Origin of the sequence: Wenzhouxiangella sediminis (genome assembly GCF_003410055.1) — a bacterium.
GTDB classification, from domain to species: Bacteria; Pseudomonadota; Gammaproteobacteria; order Xanthomonadales; family Wenzhouxiangellaceae; genus Wenzhouxiangella; species Wenzhouxiangella sediminis.
Genome location: NZ_QUZK01000034.1, coordinates 74061 through 89412, shown reverse-complemented (window position 1 = coordinate 89412; position 15352 = coordinate 74061). Strand labels below are relative to the sequence as shown.

Genomic DNA, 15352 nt, shown 5'->3' with positions numbered 1-15352 from the left:
GTCGCACAATTCAGAGCGTAAAGCCTTTCTCAGCGTGCCAGCCCGGATGCGGCCTCGACCAGGTCCGCCAGTACGGCACCTGCGGTCACGTTCGTCCCGGCGCCGGGCCCGAAAATGTCCATCGGGCAGTCGGGATCGTCGGGCCACTCGATGCATGCGCGATTGCCGCTGCCTGCGAGTCGGGCAAATGGGGAATCCGGCGCCACGCATACCGGCGCGACGGTCGCGCCTGATTGACCGAAGCGCGCCAGGTACACCATCACCGTTTGCCTGGAACGGGCCTGCGCCAGCCGCCGACGCCACGCCTCGTCGAGGCTCTCGAGCAGCGCTTTCACGGCGGGTTCGTCGGATGCCGAGCGCGCCGGCGCGTCCGGAACGACCGGTTCGCGATGAATGCCGATTTCATCGAGCCCCGCTTCTCGCAGCATGATGCGCAGCTTGCGGGCCACATCCCGGCCCGAGAGATCCTCGAGCGGATTGGGCTCGGTAAAGCCGCGCGAGCGCGCGTCGGCGACGGCTTCCGAGAGGGATGCGCCATCGGTCATGGCCGAAAAGACATGCGAAAGGGTGCCGGAAAGCACGGCCGTTATTCCGCTGGGGGCGGCGCCGGCCTGGCGCATGCGTCTGAGCGTGCTCAGTATCGGTGATCCCGCTCCCACCGTGGCCGAATAGGCCAGCGGTGCGCCGCTGCGCTGCGCGGCTTCCCGGATGGCCCTGTAGAGTTTCTCGTCGCCCGCCAGGCCGTGCTTGTTGGGCGTGACAACGCCGATTCCGGCGCGCAGCCAGTCGGGATACAGACGAGGCAGGTCCGGGTCGGCCGTGCAGTCGACGATCACGGCAGGTCTGCGCCGTGAGCCCAGTCGGGACGCCAGTTCGCCGAGCGACCCGGATGCCCTCGGCAGCTCCCGGACTTCTCGCCCGTCGGCGAAGATGTGCCTGCTGCGGTTGATGCCTTCAGAGAATTTCAGCTCGGGCAGGCCCCGCTGCCCGCCGATTCGCGTCAGGCGTTGGACCAGGGCCGAGCCGACCTGTCCGGTATGGCCGATGACGACCACCTCGACGCTGCCGCGCTTGGCCACGGGGCGCCGGTGGCCCGGGCTGGCCCGGAACTCGACGAAGCCGGCCTCACCGGCTGAATGGATGCGGGTTGTCGTGGTCATGCGCGTGCCTCCAGGAAGGATTGCCGGCTGACGTGTGGATGGGGCGCTTCCTGCCGGAAGCCCGAGACGATGCTGTCGAGTCGTTCCTGCTCGATCAGGAAGGCGTCGTGGCCCTGCTCGGCCTCGAGCCACTCGAGGTCGGCGCCGGGAATCGCGTCGGCCAGGGCCTGCTGGTCGCGGGGCGGGTAGAGCAGGTCGGAGGCGATGCCCACGATCAGGGTTCTAGCCCTGACCGCGCGCAGCGCCTTGCGCCAGCCCCAGCGGCCCCGACCGAGGTCGTGGCCGTCCATGGCGTCCATCAACCGCCGGTAGGCGACCGGGTCGAAGCGCTCGCGAAGCGCCCGGCCGTGATGTTCGAGCCAGCCCTGCGCCGTGCGCTCGCCGCCGTTGTCCGGTCCGAAGCGGCCGTCGAGGTTGTCCCAGTGCCGGTAGCTGAGCATGGCGATCATGCGCGCCAGCTCGAGATCGCCGTGGGTCGCCAGCGCGCGGCGCTGGGCGTGGTTGAGCGCGGCGGCCCAGGCGGTCTGGCGCGCCGGCGCAGCGATCGCCACGGCCGAAGCCACGCGGTCGGGATGGGACACGGCCCATTCGAGCACCTGCATGCCGCCCAGCGACCCGCCGATCACGAGCTTCAGGCGCCGGGTGCCCAGGGCGTCGACCAGCAGGCGCTGGACGGTCACCATGTCGCGCACCGACACCGCCGGAAAGCGCTCGCCCCAGGGGCGCAGCCCGCGGCGGCTGCCCGGTCCGCTGGTGCCGCCGCTGCCGCCGAGCACGTCGGCGCAGATGATGAAGTCCGTCTTGTGATCCAGGCTGCGGCCGGGGCCGAGCAGGCCGGGCCACCAGCGGTCGACGTGGCGATCGCCGGTCAGGGCCGGGCAGACCAGCACGGCGTTGGTCGCGCCCGCATCCAGCCGGCCCCATGTCCGAAAGCCGATCTCCAGGCGGTCGAACCGCCCGCCGCCGGCCAGCGGCGGCGGGTTGTCGATGGTGATGACGCGATCGCTGCCGTTCATGCTGCCGCCGCCAGTCCGGCGCGCTCGAAAGCGCCGGCGAAGTCCTCGACGATGTCGTCGATGTGCTCGATGCCCACCGACACGCGGATCAGTTCGCTGGTCACGCCCGCCGCGCGGCGTTCTTCTTCGCTCAACTGCTGGTGCGTGGTGCTCGCCGGATGGATGACCAGGGTCTTGGCGTCGCCGACGTTGGCCAGGTGGCTGGCCAGCTCGACGCTGTCGATGAAACGGCGTCCGGCCACTTCCCCGCCGCGGATGCCGAAGGTCAGGACCGCGCCGAAGCCGTGCTCGAGATAGCGCCTGGCCCGCTCATGCGAGGGATGGCCGGGCAGGCCCGGGTAGTTGACCCACTCGACCGCCGGGTGCTTGTCCAGCCACTCGGCCAGGGCCTGGGTGTTGTCGACGTGTCGCTGCACGCGCAGGGAAAGCGTCTCGAGGCCCTGCAGGAAGAGGAAGCTGTTGAAGGGACTCAAGGCCGGGCCGAGGTCGCGCAGGCCCTCGACGCGGGCGCGGATGGCGAACGCGATGTTGCCGAAGGGGCTGTCCGGGCCGAAGGCCTCCCAGAAGTTCAGGCCGTGGTAGCCCGGCGCGGGCTCGGTGAACAGGGGGAATCGGCCGTTGCCCCAGTCGAAGGTGCCGGCGTCGACGATCACCCCGCCGATGGACGTGCCGTGGCCGCCGATCCACTTGGTTGCCGAGGCCACCACGATGTCGGCGCCGTGTTCGATCGGCCGCGCCAGGTAGCCGCCGGCGCCGAAGGTGTTGTCGACGATCAGCGGCAGGCCTTCGCGTCGGGCCAGGGCCGAAAGCCCCTCGAAGTCGGGGATCCGAAAGCCCGGGTTGCCGATGGTCTCGACGTAGATCGCGCGGGTGTTGGCGTCGATCTGCGCAGCGAAGGCCTCGGGGTCATCGTCCTCGACCAGGCGCACCTCGATGCCCAGCCGCGGCAGGGTCACCTTGAACTGGTTCCAGGTGCCGCCGTAGAGCGAAGACGCGGCCACGATGTTGTCGCCAGCCTGCGCCAGCGTCGTGATCGCGATCAGCTGGGCGGCCTGGCCGGAGGCCGTGGCCACCGCCGCCACGCCGCCCTCGAGCGCGGCGATGCGCTGTTCGAAGACATCCGTGGTGGGGTTCATGATGCGCGAGTAGATGTTGCCGAACTCCTCCAGCGCGAACAGCCGCGCGCCGTGGTCGGCGTCGTCGAAGGTGTAGGACGTGGTCTGGTAGATCGGGACGGCTCGGGCGTTGGTGCCCGGCGCCGGCTCCTGGCCGGCGTGAACCTGCAGGGTCTCGAATCGTCTTTGCTTGCTGTCGCTCATCGTTGCTTCTCCGTTGCGGTTGGTCGGTTTGCCGCAGCGGAGGTTCGATGAGGGAAGGGAACAAGAAAAAACCCGCACCGGCCTGGCCGCTGCGGGTTTTGTCGTGATTCGGTTGTTTCGCTAGATCAGAACACAGCCGTACACGCATCCGCAGCCGGGGCTTGCAGACACATGCACATGCACATCGCGCAGTTGAAGTGCTTGGCGGGTTCGGAACTCATGATGCGAATTTAGACGGGTTCGGGCGCTGCTGTCAACCGTCTTGCAACCACCAGCCAACATACATATTATTCAATGTATGAAGACCATCACCATCAATGTATCCGAGCCCGTCTATGCGGAGTTCCGAACGGCTTCCAAATCCCTCGGCCGGCCGACGTCCGAGCTGATTCGCGAAGCCATGGAACTGTATCGACAGGAGCGGCTCAGGCCCAGGCGCAGCCTCGAACGCTTCCAGCCGCGCTCCGCTGGCCGCGTACTGATCGATCTCGCGTCGGAAGACGATCTGCTCGACGAAATGCTGGAAGATCATTCGTGATCGGCCTGGATACCAGCTTTCTGGTTGGGCTGAGCATTCGTGAGCATCCCGCACACGCGGCCTGCTGGCGACTGTTCGAAAACGAGATTCGGGGGCGCGAGGGCAGCGCGGCCCTGTGTTCGCAGGTTCTGGCCGAGTTCATTCATGTGGTCACCGATCCGCGCCGATTCGAGCGACCCCTGGCCATGGAGGAGGCCCTCGAGATCACGCAGCAGTGGTGGAACGCCGCCGAGTGCGTGCCGGTCGCCTCGTCCGAGCGGGCGATTGCAATCTTTCTTGACTGGATGGGGCAGTACCATCTGGGCCGAAAACGCGTCCTGGATACCTTGCTCGCAGCCAGCTACCACTGCGCGGGCGTGGTGCGCATTGCCAGCACCAACTGGCGCGACTTTGCCGTGTTTGACGTGTTCGAGCCGGTCGGCCTGGATTGAATGTTGGCGTCACCCGAGGAGATTTCGTGTTCGAACAGACCTTTCGCACTATCGACGACGTGCTCTGGTGGGAGGTCGGCTGTGCCACCGAGCTGGAATACAGCGAGCGGACTTGCTGGAAGGGGGGATTTCCCGTGGCTCCGTTGTGAGAATACTCCACTTGTGAGCAACGCCAATTTCCGGGCGGATTACCGGAGAGATTGCGCTCCGACGCTATCGCGCCATGTTTGACCGCGTGAACGCATTTCGAACTGAAACCCTAGCGCCATTATTCTTCTTTGAAGGAATTGTCCGCAATATCGAATATTGCCCTCATCACGACTGCCGTCCCGACCAAGAATAAGCTGCCTGCAAAATAGGCGGCAATAAAACTAGCCCAGCTAACGACATATTCAAAAGACTGATTGTCTTGCCCAAGAAAAACAGGGAAAAGTAAAATAATAGAAAGTATTACTCCAACCCAACCAAGAAATGCCATGAAGGATGCAATACCTCTGCCCGTAGAGTAGCGGTCGGAGCCACCGTATGGTTTGATGGATAAAAGGGAATCACTATTGCAGTCTGCATTGTCGGTTTTGGCCTGCTCTAAGGCCGATTCTTTATCAGCTCCGCTAACATAGAATGTTTCTACGCGGTCACCCTTTTTGTAAGTAACCTGATAATAGCTCATCTCGTCCTCCTCACTAGAGACCATTGTGGCAATACTCTTTTGAGACTGGTTCTCCAAAATGCCTTCGATAAAGTGAACCGCCCCGGCTTTTCCGGAGTGCTCCGTGTGTGAGTCAGGCCCCAATGGCCGGACTTTCAAGCTGCTCGTAGTATGCCATTTCAAACTCAGCCGGTGGCACGTGGCCGATCGGCTCGAGTAGACGCCGATGATTGAACCAATCGACCCACTCGAGCGTGCCGTACTCCACATCATCCAGGCTGCGCCAGGGGCCTCGCCGATGAATGAGTTCCGCTTTGTAGAGCCCAATGATGCTTTCGGCCAAGGCATTGTCGTAGGAATCGCCGGTGGTGCCGACCGACCCTTCGATACCGACGTCCTGGAGTCGTTCGGTGTAGCAGATCGACAGGTACTGGGTGCCGCGGTCGCTGTGGTGGATCAGGCCATCCTCAGGCCCTCGCGCGTAGAGCGCCTGCTCCAGAGCGTCCAGGACCAGATCGGTGCGCATGCTGCGCGCCGTTCGCCGGCCCACGATGCGGTTGGCGAAGACATCGATAATGAATGCCGTATAGACGAACCCAGACCAGGTCGCGACATAGGTGAAATCAGCGACCCAGAGCTGATTGGGCCGCTGCGCGTTGAATTGCCGCTTGACCCGGTCGGCCGGACAGTCCGCCTGGGCCGCAGGCGCCGTCGTTCGGCAGCGCGCCCCGCGGACTGCACCTTGAATGCCCATGCGACGCATCAACCGCTCGACCGTACAGCGCGCCACGTCATACGACTCGCGCTGAAGTTGGCGCCAGACCTTGCGCGTGCCGTAAACCCAGAAGTTCTCGTCCCAGACTCGCTGAATCTCGGCCTGCAACGACTCGTCTCGGAGAGCCCGAGCCGATCGACGGCTCGGATCAGCCTCGCAGGCCTTGTGCTCAAAGTAAGTCGACGGGGCGATCGGCAACTGCTGGCAGATCGGCTCGACCCCGTCGTCGGCGCGGTGTTCGTCGATGAAGTCCACCATCACTTGCGTGTGCGGTCGAGCTCCGCCTGGGCGAATAAAGCCGATGCCTTACGCAGGATCTCGTTGGCCCGCTTCAGCTCCCGGTTCTCTCGCTCCAGGGACTTGAGTCGCTCACGATCCATTGTGGTCAGACCAGCTCGATCTCCCGAGTCGCACTCAGACTGGCGCACCCAGCGGCGTAGCGTCTCCGGCGTGCAGCCGATCTTGCCTGAAATCGACTCGATGGCCGCCCACTGTGAGCCATGCGACTCGGTCTGCTCCATCACCATGCGAACCGCCCGTTCCCGGACTTCCGGGGAATATCTCATTTGCTTTGTCATTGCCGTATCCTCTCAAATAGAGGAGCCTCCGGCAAAAGCGGGGCGGTTCAGTCTGGTCCCGAATGATCAGTCGTAGTTCACTGACCGGACCGGGCCAATAGTTGAGAAGCCCTCTTGCTCCCAGATGATGGGCAATTTTGGCGCCGAGATCGAGTGGTACCGGCCGTGTCACCACGATGTTGTGCTTATTGCCATCTGCCCGCTCAAGCATCGCGGCCGCTCCGTACGGCCGACAAATGTCCATAACCTCGTTATAAGCCTGATCGGGGTCTGCTAATTCGAGGTCTGGTATCACAAATAGATACTCGTTCATCGTCTCACCCTAATTGTTTGCCAAACCCTATTCTGCCTCATCGGATCACCCGTCAATGGGGAAATGAAAGAGCCGCCCGAAGGCGGCCCCGGTGCAAGTCTGGTCGGTTCACTGAGTCTGTGGTGTACTCCTGACCGCCTGGCGTGGCGCTGGCGCGGTCGGCTACTGCCTGACAACTCCAGCCAACGCGGGCACAGACTGCCACCGTCGCGGAGGGGATTCCATAGGAAAACAGCGTGGCGGGCTGTGGGAACCTGGTCCTCGAACTCGTGCCCGAATGGTGACAATTCGGTGACATTAAGAAAAGCCCAGAAAACGCCCCAAAAATTGGATTATCCCCCAATACTCGAGAAGCCCCTTGCACGCAAGCACAAAAGCCAAGCCAACGAAAAGAAACTCCAGTAGTTCAAGCCAGTTTCTACGAGAGTGAACAGGCTTAATCTGTGAACGGTAATGAGTCACCAATTCGTATTGTCTCCCGGCCTTGGGAAGAAATTGGATATCTCGCGACTGATCTGGATCATAGATGAATAATCGCGGAAACCTATGCTCAGGAATGAGCTTATGCAATTCGTCGACCAGATTTTCGGCAAGGGACAATTCAGCATTAACGGAAGCGAGTCTAACGCGCCGAACCTGCCAGTCGTTCCAAACGCTCCAGCACATTGCCACGAAAAATCCTGCCGTCAATGCGCCGAGAATATATGACAGCGTCAGCGCTTGCGTAGGAGTTATATCTTGAATCCACAGTAAGTTCACATTGGAGTATTCCAGCCCCAGCATATGCACAATCGCCAATGAAATTGAGAACGTTGCGGCTAAACGCTTCGCGGAAATGGTCTGTCGGGACTGCCAATCGCTAAAGACCTGGATGACCTTGTCTTCATCATGTTCAACTTCGCCTAAAAGCGAAGTAAGCTGAATTGCCGCGCGAGCCCGGTCGCCTTCAAGACCAGCCTTATGAGCTTGAATCATAAGCCATTCCCCTTCCATGCGTGCACAAGAACATAGGCCCACCTTAGCCGGTTCACAGAGCTAAAAGCTAACACCTAGGCTTGTGGGCGTAGTGCTGGCTTTGGCCGGCTGCATCTCGAGGGACGGACTGCTGCGCGCGGCCGCCTTTAATCGCACCCTAGTCGTGGTGCCACCAGACATTGATTCTCGCCACAATCAGCCAGCCAAATCCGATCAGGGTTATCGTCCAGCCAATCGCGTCACTTGTGCTGCCACCATTTGAGAAAACAATCATGATGCCGGCTGCAATCACAACTGCCGCCAACAACGCCTGCTGCTTAAATTTTTTGCTTGTCTGCTGAACGGTAGTTATTGGCTCGCCTGCTGACTGTGCTTCCTTGGCTTCCGATATGCCGACGCCGCAACTAGGGCAGGTAGAAGCTTTATCAGAGACTTGGTGTCCGCACTCAGGGCAATCAATTAGCGCCATTTCTTTGTCCTTCGCGCTTGCTAAACAGAGGGGAACGACTGCAAGCCATCGGGGTCGGTGAAGCACTGCCTGCCAGTTCTCGAGTCCTTATCCCATTTGACGGTCACTTCTTTCGCGTCTCGGATTATGAACCAGGTTGGCTTTAGCAGTTCGTTTTCTGAATTATGGTTGGGAATGATGGCCCCTCGCTCGAAAATCGTGTATCGGATTCCCTCGCTATCCTCGCACGGAATCTCCGTCGGCTGATCTGCCTCCATACTCATCTCCCAAAATTGAGGGGCACCCGCCTAGTCGGATTCACTTAGCCAAAGGCGTACATCCTGACTTTTGGGCATGGCGCTGGCTAAATATCGCTAGTCGTTTCGCTGGCAAATCTTCACCACTTTCCCGCCCTTGATGTAAATCTCGACGGTTTTGCCGCGCTCATAGAAATCGGCGCGAATGCCGCAAGAGCCGCCGTATTGGTTTTCAAGCTGCCACTCGCGATCCGGGCCAAGCTCGAAGACCGCCCGCGCGGAATCGCCAACCGCAATCATCTCGCGGTCTATTCGCACAGAGCGAGAATGGCAGTCGTTCGCGAGGACGGAGCCCGCGAAAAAGACGGCAACTAGGATTAGTGCTCTCATGGTTGTGCTCCCCTTACGCCAGATTTTACCGTAGCGCCGCATTCTGCAAGGCGTCAAATATTAAGGCCGCCCGAAGGCGGCCTCTGTGCCGGTTGCTGAAACGGAGCGTTCTGCTCCCTACAGGTTTTCCGGTGGAATTTTATCTATAAGAAATATCACGAGAGAGGAGAAAACAGCGGAGATAACTGCCGTTAGGCCCGTGATTGCCGTGCCCTCCAAGTCAGTCGCCAGCAAAGGGTTGTTCATGCGGAAAATCGTTGTTCCTAGCCAAGAGACGAAGAAGCCAAATAAAGCCCTGCCGATGGACCTATTTTTGAGCGCCCCCTTGAGGATTACGTACGCAATCAAAAAAGAGACAAAGGTTATTGCGAGGCTGCCCGCCATCCAAAGCGTAAACCCTTCAAAATTCATTTTCCCTCTCCCCCGGCGTACCAGCGTCAATCCTAATAGTGTGCAGATTAGGGCACCGAGTCAAATTGAATCTCTATGAGCCAGTTCCCCTAGGAATTTCTGCTCACCATGTTGCGTTCTATGCCGGTGCATCGCGTTCACTGAGCCTGTGGCTGCACGCTGATTTCCCGACGCGCTCATGATGCCGCTGCGCTTGCCTGGTTGCGATCGGAGATCCCGCCGGCGAGCTGTAGGGAAACCGCACGGGCTGGTGTCGGAGCGGGGCAGGGCGAGGCCTGAAAATGCCGGCCTGGTGGTGACACTGTGGTGACTCAAAGAAAAAGTCCTTGCAGGGCAAACCTTGCAAGGCCTTGATATTCCTGGCTCCCCGGGTCGGATTCGAACCAACGACCTAGTGAGTAACAGTCATCGAGGCATAAGCACCACGGTTCGGGTGTTTGTTCACTAGGAGGGCGCTGCACCGCACCGCTCAATGCGACCAACCGACCCGCGGCCTATGAGTCACCCTCCGGTAAACCCATAGAAAACAATGAGATGGTGGGCCCTGCAGGACTTGAACCTGCGACCTACCGATTATGAGTCGGCTGCTCTAACCAACTGAGCTAAGGGCCCGGTACGATCAATCCTTGTCGCCGTCGGTGCTGGTGGGGTTTTCCGCGTCGCCCTGGATTTCGGCCATGGGCTTGGGCTTGAGGCCCTGCGCTTCGAGGTCTTCCTTCTTGCGCTTCTGGATGTAGACCAGGTTGTTCTTGTACATGCTGGCGACCTTCTCGACGCCGTTCTCGGCCAGGAAGCCCTGGTTGCCGGCGGCGATGAAGGTGGCGTAGACGCCCGAGGCGGCCATCATGGCCGCGGAGACCAGGTTCCGGTCGAAACCGTGCTCGTTGACCATCTTGTTGGCCAGTTCGATGAACTCGTTGGTGGCCTGGTTATGGGCGTCGATCTGCTTTTGCTGTTCGGACATGGGTACTCGGAAATTCGTTTGTGTCGACCTCCGGCGGTACGGCCCGCCGGCAGAGGCGCAAGAATACCATGATCGTCCCTTGCGGAGCCTTCAACTGCGGCGTTTCCGGATGCCCAGGCTGGTCGCCGAGACGCTGGCTTCCTCGCCGCGATCGGTGCGGATCGGCTGGCCTTCGTCGGGGGACCAGGCGGTGGCGTAGAGCATCTCCCAGGTGACGGCGATTTCGCCGCCGCCGAGCGCTGTCTCGAGCTCGCCCCGGCCGCCCGGCAGCGAACAGGCCAGCCCCAGGTGGTCGAGATCGGCCAGCAGCCCGGCCGTGCTCGCGTGCGTGGTCGTCAGCCAGTCGGTGTCGAGGACGGGTTCCTGGAAGCCGGCGCGCGTGAGCAGGTCGCCAAGTTCCTGCGCGTGGGTGCTCACGCCGCCTTCGATCACGGCGCCGGCGCGCTGCAGCTCGACCAGGGTGTCGGGGCCGGGCAGGGTCATCAGCAGCAGGCCCCGCGGCCGCATGACCCGGCGCAGCCCCGCCAGGGCGGCGGCCAGGTCGGTGCTCCACTGCATGGAGAGATTGGCGTAGACCAGGTCGACGCTGGCCTCGGCCAGCGGCAGTGCATCGAAATCCGCGCGCACCGGCACGAAGCGCTTGCGCCAGCGGCCGCGGCGTTTGCGGGCCCGCTCGAGCATGCCCGATGCGCTGTCGAAGGCCAGAAGCTGCGCGTTCGGGTAGCGTTCTCGAAGTGCCAGTGTGCGGCTGCCGGTGCCGCAGCCCAGGTCGACGATGCGTTCGGGTTCGAATTTCAGGCCGTCGAGGCGTTCGAGCAGGCGGCTGCCCACTTCCTCGAACAGGGCGGCGTGTTCGTCGTAGCCGGCGGCGGCCACGTCGAATCGGCGTCGGATTCTGCTGGCGTCGGTGCGGGCGCTCATCGATCGATCGCGTTCAGGGGTGATAGGCTTTCAGGCGTTGGAGCAACCATCCGGGGGCGGGCGGTGATGCGCTCAGGAGGCGTCGTTTCGAGTGTGATCGGCCGGCTGATGCCGTCAGTATGCCTGATCTGCGGCTGCCGCGGGCGGCCGGGTCTGGATTGCTGCGCCGGTTGCGAGGCCGACTTGCCGGCGATCGCCGATCAGTGCCGGCAATGCGGCCTGCCGATGCCGACGCCGACCCGCGCGTGCGGTCGGTGCAGCCGTCGACCGCCGGCCTTCCGCCGTACCTGGCCGGCCTTCGCCTACACCGGGCCGGTCGAGCGCCTGGTTCATCGCTTCAAGTTCCATCGCGACCTTGCCAGCGGGCGCTTGCTGGCGAACCTGACCGCGCGGCGCCTGGCCGCCGTCGGGGCCCACCGGCCACAGGCGCTCGTCCCGGTGCCGCTGCACTGGCGCCGTCATCTCTGGCGCGGCTTCAACCAGTCCGGAATGCTCGCCGACGATCTGTCTCGCCAGCTCGGGGGCATTCCCGTGGCGGCCATGCTGAACCGCTCGCGGGCCACGCCGGCCCAGTCCGCCCTGCCGGCGGCGAGCCGCGGGGCGAACGTGCGAGGCGCCTTTCGGGCGCGCTTGCCCGGCGGGCGAGTGCGACACGTCGCGCTGGTGGATGACGTCATGACCACGGGGACGACGCTGGATGCGTGTGCGCGGGTCTTGCGGCAGGCGGGGGTGGAGTGGGTTGATGTTTGGGTGGTGGCGAGGGCGTGAAGACTCGGTTTCAGGGTTCAGGTTTCAGGTTTCAGGTTTCAGGAAAAACCAAGGGGTTCAGGCAAAGGGAGGTCCCGGATCGGGGTCCGGGATGACGCTTCGCGTCAGTTCGGGTTCCGGCGGCGTTTCGGGGCGTTGGGGGCCGGCTTCGCCGGGAGGGTTGTGAAGTTGGCGGAAAGGTTGGGGGTGGGGGTCAGGTTTGTTGCATTGCGAGGGAGACGGCGGCGCCGGTGAAGATGAACAGGCCTACCCAGTGATTGCTGAGGAAGGTTCTGAAGCAGGTTGCGGGGTCGCGGTCGCGGATACGCCAGAGCTGGAGCTGGAAGTGGAGGAAGACCAGGGCGACGGCAGTGAACCAGGCCGGCTCGGGCAGGTAGCGCAGGCCGATCATCAGCAGCAGGGCGATCATCACGCCCATCAGCGCGCCCAGGATCGGTACGTCGGCGCGGCCGAAGGCGATGGCCGTCGACTTGACGCCGACCTTGAGGTCGTCGTCGCGGTCGGCCATGGCGTACTCGGTGTCGAAGATCACCGTCCAGATGAAGTTGGCGGCGAACAGCCACCAGGCCAGGGCCGGCACCTGGCCGGCCTCGGCGGCGAAGGCCATGGGAATGGCCCAGCTGAACGAGGCGCCCAGCACCAGCTGCGGAAAATGCGTGAAGCGCTTGAAGAAGGGGTAGGTGGCCGCCAGCAGGGCGCCGAAGAAGGCCATGAGGATGGTCAGCCGGTTGGTCAGCAGCACCAGCACGAAGGCCGCCGCCAGCAGGGCGAAGAAAAGCAACAGGGCCTGGCGGGCGGTGATCTCGCCGGCGGCGATCGGCCGGTCCACGGTGCGCGCCACGTGGGGGTCGAGTTCGCGGTCGGCGTAGTCGTTGATCACGCAGCCGGTCGCGCGCATCACGATGACGCCCGCGGTGAAAATCACCAGGTTCTTGATGGAAGGCACGCCGCCGGCGGCGAACCACAGCCCCCACCAGGTCGGCCACAGCAGCAGGGCGATGCCGATGGGGCGGTCGAAACGCATCAGGCGCAGCCAGGGGCCGGCCGGGCTGGAAAAGATTCTGGCGCGGAGTCGGAATTCCATTCCTCAGCTTTCGTCGTTGGCGGTCAGGCTGTACTCGGTGCAGGGTACCTGGATGCGCTGGGCGCCGGGCGAGGCGCGCACGATGAATCGCCACGGCGGCGCCTCGCCGGGCTCGACGCGGTAGTCCACCCAGAACTGCGGCACGGTCTCGCGCCGCACTTCGAGCTGGGCGTCGAAGCCCATGGCGCGGATGCGCCGCTGTCGTTCGCGGGCGTTCTCGATGTTCTCGTAGAGGCCGACGGATACCGCATTCTCGAGGCTGCCGCCGGCGACCACGTAGTAGTCCTCGACCCCGCGCTCGGCCAGGCGGCGGGTCAGGGCGAGCGCATCGTTGCGGTTGGTGGCCGGCAGGTAGACCCACCAGCCGCGGTCGCGGTCGGCCTCGGTCTGTCGCGCTTTGAGTCGGCTGGTGAAGGGCGCCAGGCGGTCGGAGGCGCGCTGCTGCGCGAGCAGGGTCGGCAGCGGGCCGATGGTGTAGCAGGCCGGCCCGGATGCGCCTTCGGCGCTGCCGGGCGCCTCGACCAGGTCCACCCGCGGCAGGTTCGGATCAAGCGGCGGCAGTTCTCCCTGCCTGGCCTGCGGCGGCTCGCTGCCGAGTCCGCCAAAGACGAAGACGCCGGCGTTGATTGCGATGAGGGCGACGGCGGTCCATCGCCATGGAAAATCATTCATTTCGCTTGCGTTGCCATGGCCAGTCCGTGAAGCACCAGGTGCTGCTCGTGCCGGGCGGCCCGCTCCAGGTGCGAGGCCAGCTCGGCGGCGTTCCCCCCGGTCAGCCACAGGCTGACTTGATCTCCGGCGGCGCGTTCGGCCGCCCGAACGACGCGATCGATGCCGCCGGCGGCCAGCATCAGTCCCCCCCGCGCCAGCGCGGTGCCGGTGTCGCGCGCCGGCCGGTCGATGTCGCCGGCCTCCGGCAGTGGGCGGTTCAGGCCCGGGGCGCGGGCGAACAGTCCGCCGCGCGCAGTGTGAATGCCGGGCATGATCCAGCCGCCGCGGTGGCGGCCTTCGCCGTCGACCAGGTCGACGGTGATCGCCGTGCCGCAATCGACCACGACGAATGGCGCGGGCCCCTCCATCCAGGGCTTCTGCAGCGCCAGCCAGCGGTCGCAGCCCAGCGACTTGTAGGCGGGCGCTACCGGCAGCGTTCGATCGCCGGTTGCAATGATATCGACTTGCGCGCCCAGCTGCCGTAGACGATCGGTAATCCGCGTGACCGAGTCGATCCGCGACTGGCCGGAAATCAGGGCCCGACGACAGTCGCTGCGCTCGAGCGCAGCGTACAGGGCGTCGGCTTCGTCGGTCGAGGCCCGCCCGACGCTGGTCGCGTCCAGAGCGCCGTCGACCAGCCGGGCCCATTTGAGCCGGGAATGGCCGATGTCGATGACCAGGTCAGCGGACACGGACGCTCACCTCCCCGCTGGCGATCGCGCGGCGGCGGCCGTCATCGGTTTCGAGCTGCAGACGACCCTGGCCGTCGATGCCGCGGGCCGTTCCGGTCATCTCCGAGCCGTTGCCGTGAATGACGCGCACCGGACGGTCGGCCAGGGCGTCGAACGCGGGCCAGCGGGCGAGAAAATCGTCGAAGCCGTGCCGGTCGAAGTCCGCCAGCGCGGCGGCCAGTGCGTCCAGCAGCCGGGCGGCGAGATCGTTGCGACCGACCGGCTCGCCGTGGCGTCCCAGTGCCGTCCAGGCCTGGTCGACGCTGGCCATGGACGCTGTGTCGAACAGGTTGATGCCGATGCCGATGATCGCCCGGCAGGGACCTTCGGCGGCGCCGCCGAGTTCGACCAGGCAGCCGCCGAGCTTGCCCGCCTCGACGAACAGGTCGTTGGGCCATTTGACCGTGACATCCGCCCCGCTGGCCCGCCGCAGCGTTTCGGCGACGGTCAGGCCGACGACGAGGCTGAGCGGGGCCAGGCCGGCCAGGCCCGACTCGAAGTGCCAGGCCAGCGAGAGGTAGAGCCCGCTGCCCGGCGGTGATTGCCAGCCGCGTCCGCGCCGCCCGCGTCCGGCCGTCTGCGCCTCGGCCAGCAGGGCGCGGGCGTGCGGGCCGCCGGCGGCCGCGAGCCGCGCGTTGGTGGAGTCGACGGCCCCGACGACGTCCACCTCGAGCTCCCCGCTACTGAGCTGCCGCCGGATGGCGTCGGCATCGAGCAGCTCGATCGGACGCGGCAGGCGATAACCGTCGCCGGCCGTGCCCGAAATCTCCAGCCCCATGTCGCGAAGCGCCTGCATGCGCTTCCACACCGCCGCGCGGGTGACGCCCAGCTCTTCGGCCAGGGCCGCGCCGTTGTGAAGCTCGCCGTCGGCCAGGCGGGCATAGAGTTGATGCAGACCGGGTTTCATGCGGGC

Annotated in this window: 18 protein-coding genes, 1 tRNA gene and 1 other annotated feature; of the genes, 3 read left to right on the top strand and 16 right to left on the bottom strand. The window is 64.1% G+C overall.

Going from position 1 to position 15352, the window contains the following annotated elements; translation table 11 throughout:
* Window positions 1-29 precede the first annotated feature (29 nt).
* The 3 genes from DZC52_RS07640 to DZC52_RS07630 are packed head-to-tail and all read right to left on the bottom strand — an operon-like array spanning window position 30 to window position 3495.
* A complete protein-coding gene (locus DZC52_RS07640) occupies window positions 30-1160 on the bottom strand; it encodes a homoserine dehydrogenase family protein (protein ID WP_116650535.1) in 1131 nt (376 codons plus the stop codon).
* Complete coding sequence (locus DZC52_RS07635) at window positions 1157-2176, bottom strand: homoserine O-acetyltransferase family protein (protein WP_116650534.1); 1020 nt, start codon at window positions 2174-2176, stop codon at window positions 1157-1159. The genes DZC52_RS07640 and DZC52_RS07635 overlap by 4 nt, the downstream gene beginning before the upstream one ends.
* Entirely contained in the window at window positions 2173-3495 is a 1323-nt protein-coding gene (locus tag DZC52_RS07630; protein WP_116650533.1) for an O-acetylhomoserine aminocarboxypropyltransferase/cysteine synthase family protein, read from the bottom strand. Before DZC52_RS07630 ends, DZC52_RS07635 begins: the two co-directional genes overlap by 4 nt.
* A gap of 298 nt (window positions 3496-3793) precedes the next feature.
* Between DZC52_RS07630 and DZC52_RS07625 the strand changes: the two genes are divergently transcribed.
* Window positions 3794-4033, top strand: a complete 240-nt coding sequence (locus DZC52_RS07625) for a hypothetical protein (protein ID WP_116650532.1) — start codon at window positions 3794-3796, stop codon at window positions 4031-4033.
* The gene (locus tag DZC52_RS07620; RefSeq protein WP_116650531.1) at window positions 4030-4464 is read left to right on the top strand and encodes a type II toxin-antitoxin system VapC family toxin; all 435 of its coding nucleotides are present in this window, start codon (window positions 4030-4032) and stop codon (window positions 4462-4464) included. The genes DZC52_RS07625 and DZC52_RS07620 overlap by 4 nt, the downstream gene beginning before the upstream one ends.
* Before the next feature lie 268 nt (window positions 4465-4732).
* Here the strand turns inward: DZC52_RS07620 and DZC52_RS07610 are convergent, their stop codons facing one another.
* The 9 genes from DZC52_RS07610 to DZC52_RS07565 form a co-directional block, all read right to left on the bottom strand.
* Window positions 4733-5134 (bottom strand): hypothetical protein, encoded by a 402-nt coding sequence (locus DZC52_RS07610; RefSeq protein WP_147307638.1) that lies wholly within the window; start codon window positions 5132-5134, stop codon window positions 4733-4735.
* A 112-nt stretch (window positions 5135-5246) separates the two neighbouring features.
* Window positions 5247-6466 (bottom strand): IS3 family transposase gene (locus DZC52_RS07605; RefSeq protein WP_425451387.1). Its coding sequence is split into 2 segments (ribosomal slippage): window positions 5247-6178 and window positions 6178-6466, totalling 1221 coding nucleotides; the frame shifts between segments, so codons are not numbered across the junction.
* Window positions 6072-6188 (bottom strand) — a sequence feature (AL1L pseudoknot). (Overlaps the previous gene by 117 nt.)
* A gap of 610 nt (window positions 6467-7076) precedes the next feature.
* Complete coding sequence (locus DZC52_RS07600; RefSeq protein WP_116650528.1) at window positions 7077-7772, bottom strand: hypothetical protein; 696 nt, start codon at window positions 7770-7772, stop codon at window positions 7077-7079.
* A gap of 139 nt (window positions 7773-7911) precedes the next feature.
* Window positions 7912-8223, bottom strand: coding sequence for a zinc ribbon domain-containing protein (locus DZC52_RS07595; protein ID WP_116650527.1), 312 nt, complete (start codon window positions 8221-8223; stop codon window positions 7912-7914).
* A 353-nt stretch (window positions 8224-8576) separates the two neighbouring features.
* Window positions 8577-8849 carry a DUF2845 domain-containing protein gene (locus DZC52_RS07585; RefSeq protein ID WP_147307636.1) on the bottom strand — a complete coding sequence of 91 codons (273 nt, stop codon included), beginning with the start codon at window positions 8847-8849 and terminating at the stop codon, window positions 8577-8579.
* A 117-nt stretch (window positions 8850-8966) separates the two neighbouring features.
* Window positions 8967-9260, bottom strand: coding sequence for a hypothetical protein (locus tag DZC52_RS07580; RefSeq protein WP_116650524.1), 294 nt, complete (start codon window positions 9258-9260; stop codon window positions 8967-8969).
* A 535-nt stretch (window positions 9261-9795) separates the two neighbouring features.
* A tRNA-Ile gene (locus tag DZC52_RS07575) sits at window positions 9796-9872 on the bottom strand.
* Between the two features lie 7 nt (window positions 9873-9879).
* Window positions 9880-10224, bottom strand: coding sequence for a DUF3144 domain-containing protein (locus tag DZC52_RS07570; protein WP_116650523.1), 345 nt, complete (start codon window positions 10222-10224; stop codon window positions 9880-9882).
* 90 nt (window positions 10225-10314) lie between these two features.
* Window positions 10315-11145 (bottom strand): methyltransferase domain-containing protein, encoded by an 831-nt coding sequence (locus DZC52_RS07565; RefSeq protein WP_116650522.1) that lies wholly within the window; start codon window positions 11143-11145, stop codon window positions 10315-10317.
* 108 nt (window positions 11146-11253) lie between these two features.
* Between DZC52_RS07565 and DZC52_RS07560 the strand changes: the two genes are divergently transcribed.
* Complete coding sequence (locus DZC52_RS07560) at window positions 11254-11913, top strand: ComF family protein (RefSeq protein WP_220338302.1); 660 nt, start codon at window positions 11254-11256, stop codon at window positions 11911-11913.
* A gap of 193 nt (window positions 11914-12106) precedes the next feature.
* On the opposite strand, the gene ubiA is transcribed toward DZC52_RS07560, so the two are convergent.
* The 4 genes from ubiA to DZC52_RS07540 are packed head-to-tail and all read right to left on the bottom strand — an operon-like array spanning window position 12107 to window position 15346.
* Entirely contained in the window at window positions 12107-12997 is an 891-nt protein-coding gene (gene ubiA / locus DZC52_RS07555; RefSeq protein ID WP_116650520.1) for a 4-hydroxybenzoate octaprenyltransferase, read from the bottom strand.
* 3 nt (window positions 12998-13000) lie between these two features.
* Window positions 13001-13669 (bottom strand): SPOR domain-containing protein, encoded by a 669-nt coding sequence (locus DZC52_RS07550; RefSeq protein WP_116650519.1) that lies wholly within the window; start codon window positions 13667-13669, stop codon window positions 13001-13003.
* Window positions 13666-14400: a type III pantothenate kinase gene (locus DZC52_RS07545; RefSeq protein WP_245960787.1), complete on the bottom strand. Its 735-nt coding sequence runs from the start codon at window positions 14398-14400 to the stop codon at window positions 13666-13668. The genes DZC52_RS07550 and DZC52_RS07545 overlap by 4 nt, the downstream gene beginning before the upstream one ends.
* Window positions 14390-15346: a biotin--[acetyl-CoA-carboxylase] ligase gene (locus tag DZC52_RS07540; protein ID WP_116650518.1), complete on the bottom strand. Its 957-nt coding sequence runs from the start codon at window positions 15344-15346 to the stop codon at window positions 14390-14392. The genes DZC52_RS07545 and DZC52_RS07540 overlap by 11 nt, the downstream gene beginning before the upstream one ends.
* Between the last annotated feature and the right edge of the window lie 6 nt (window positions 15347-15352).

Excerpts from the sequence above, each read along its gene's own strand:
- DZC52_RS07610 (WP_147307638.1), bottom strand. The coding sequence starts at position 5,134 with ATGAGCTATTATCAGGTTACTTACAAAAAGGGTGACCGCGTAGAAACA.
- DZC52_RS07585 (WP_147307636.1), bottom strand. The coding sequence starts at position 8,849 with ATGAGAGCACTAATCCTAGTTGCCGTCTTTTTCGCGGGCTCCGTCCTC.
- DZC52_RS07640 (WP_116650535.1), bottom strand. The coding sequence starts at position 1,160 with ATGACCACGACAACCCGCATCCATTCAGCCGGTGAGGCCGGCTTCGTC.
- DZC52_RS07600 (WP_116650528.1), bottom strand. The coding sequence starts at position 7,772 with ATGGAAGGGGAATGGCTTATGATTCAAGCTCATAAGGCTGGTCTTGAA.
- DZC52_RS07580 (WP_116650524.1), bottom strand. The coding sequence starts at position 9,260 with ATGAATTTTGAAGGGTTTACGCTTTGGATGGCGGGCAGCCTCGCAATA.
- ubiA (WP_116650520.1), bottom strand. The coding sequence starts at position 12,997 with ATGGAATTCCGACTCCGCGCCAGAATCTTTTCCAGCCCGGCCGGCCCC.
- DZC52_RS07540 (WP_116650518.1), bottom strand. The coding sequence starts at position 15,346 with ATGAAACCCGGTCTGCATCAACTCTATGCCCGCCTGGCCGACGGCGAG.
- DZC52_RS07560 (WP_220338302.1), top strand. The coding sequence starts at position 11,254 with ATGCCGTCAGTATGCCTGATCTGCGGCTGCCGCGGGCGGCCGGGTCTG.
- DZC52_RS07570 (WP_116650523.1), bottom strand. The coding sequence starts at position 10,224 with ATGTCCGAACAGCAAAAGCAGATCGACGCCCATAACCAGGCCACCAAC.
- DZC52_RS07630 (WP_116650533.1), bottom strand. The coding sequence starts at position 3,495 with ATGAGCGACAGCAAGCAAAGACGATTCGAGACCCTGCAGGTTCACGCC.
- DZC52_RS07625 (WP_116650532.1), top strand. The coding sequence starts at position 3,794 with ATGAAGACCATCACCATCAATGTATCCGAGCCCGTCTATGCGGAGTTC.
- DZC52_RS07565 (WP_116650522.1), bottom strand. The coding sequence starts at position 11,145 with ATGAGCGCCCGCACCGACGCCAGCAGAATCCGACGCCGATTCGACGTG.
- DZC52_RS07595 (WP_116650527.1), bottom strand. The coding sequence starts at position 8,223 with ATGGCGCTAATTGATTGCCCTGAGTGCGGACACCAAGTCTCTGATAAA.
- DZC52_RS07635 (WP_116650534.1), bottom strand. The coding sequence starts at position 2,176 with ATGAACGGCAGCGATCGCGTCATCACCATCGACAACCCGCCGCCGCTG.
- DZC52_RS07550 (WP_116650519.1), bottom strand. The coding sequence starts at position 13,669 with ATGAATGATTTTCCATGGCGATGGACCGCCGTCGCCCTCATCGCAATC.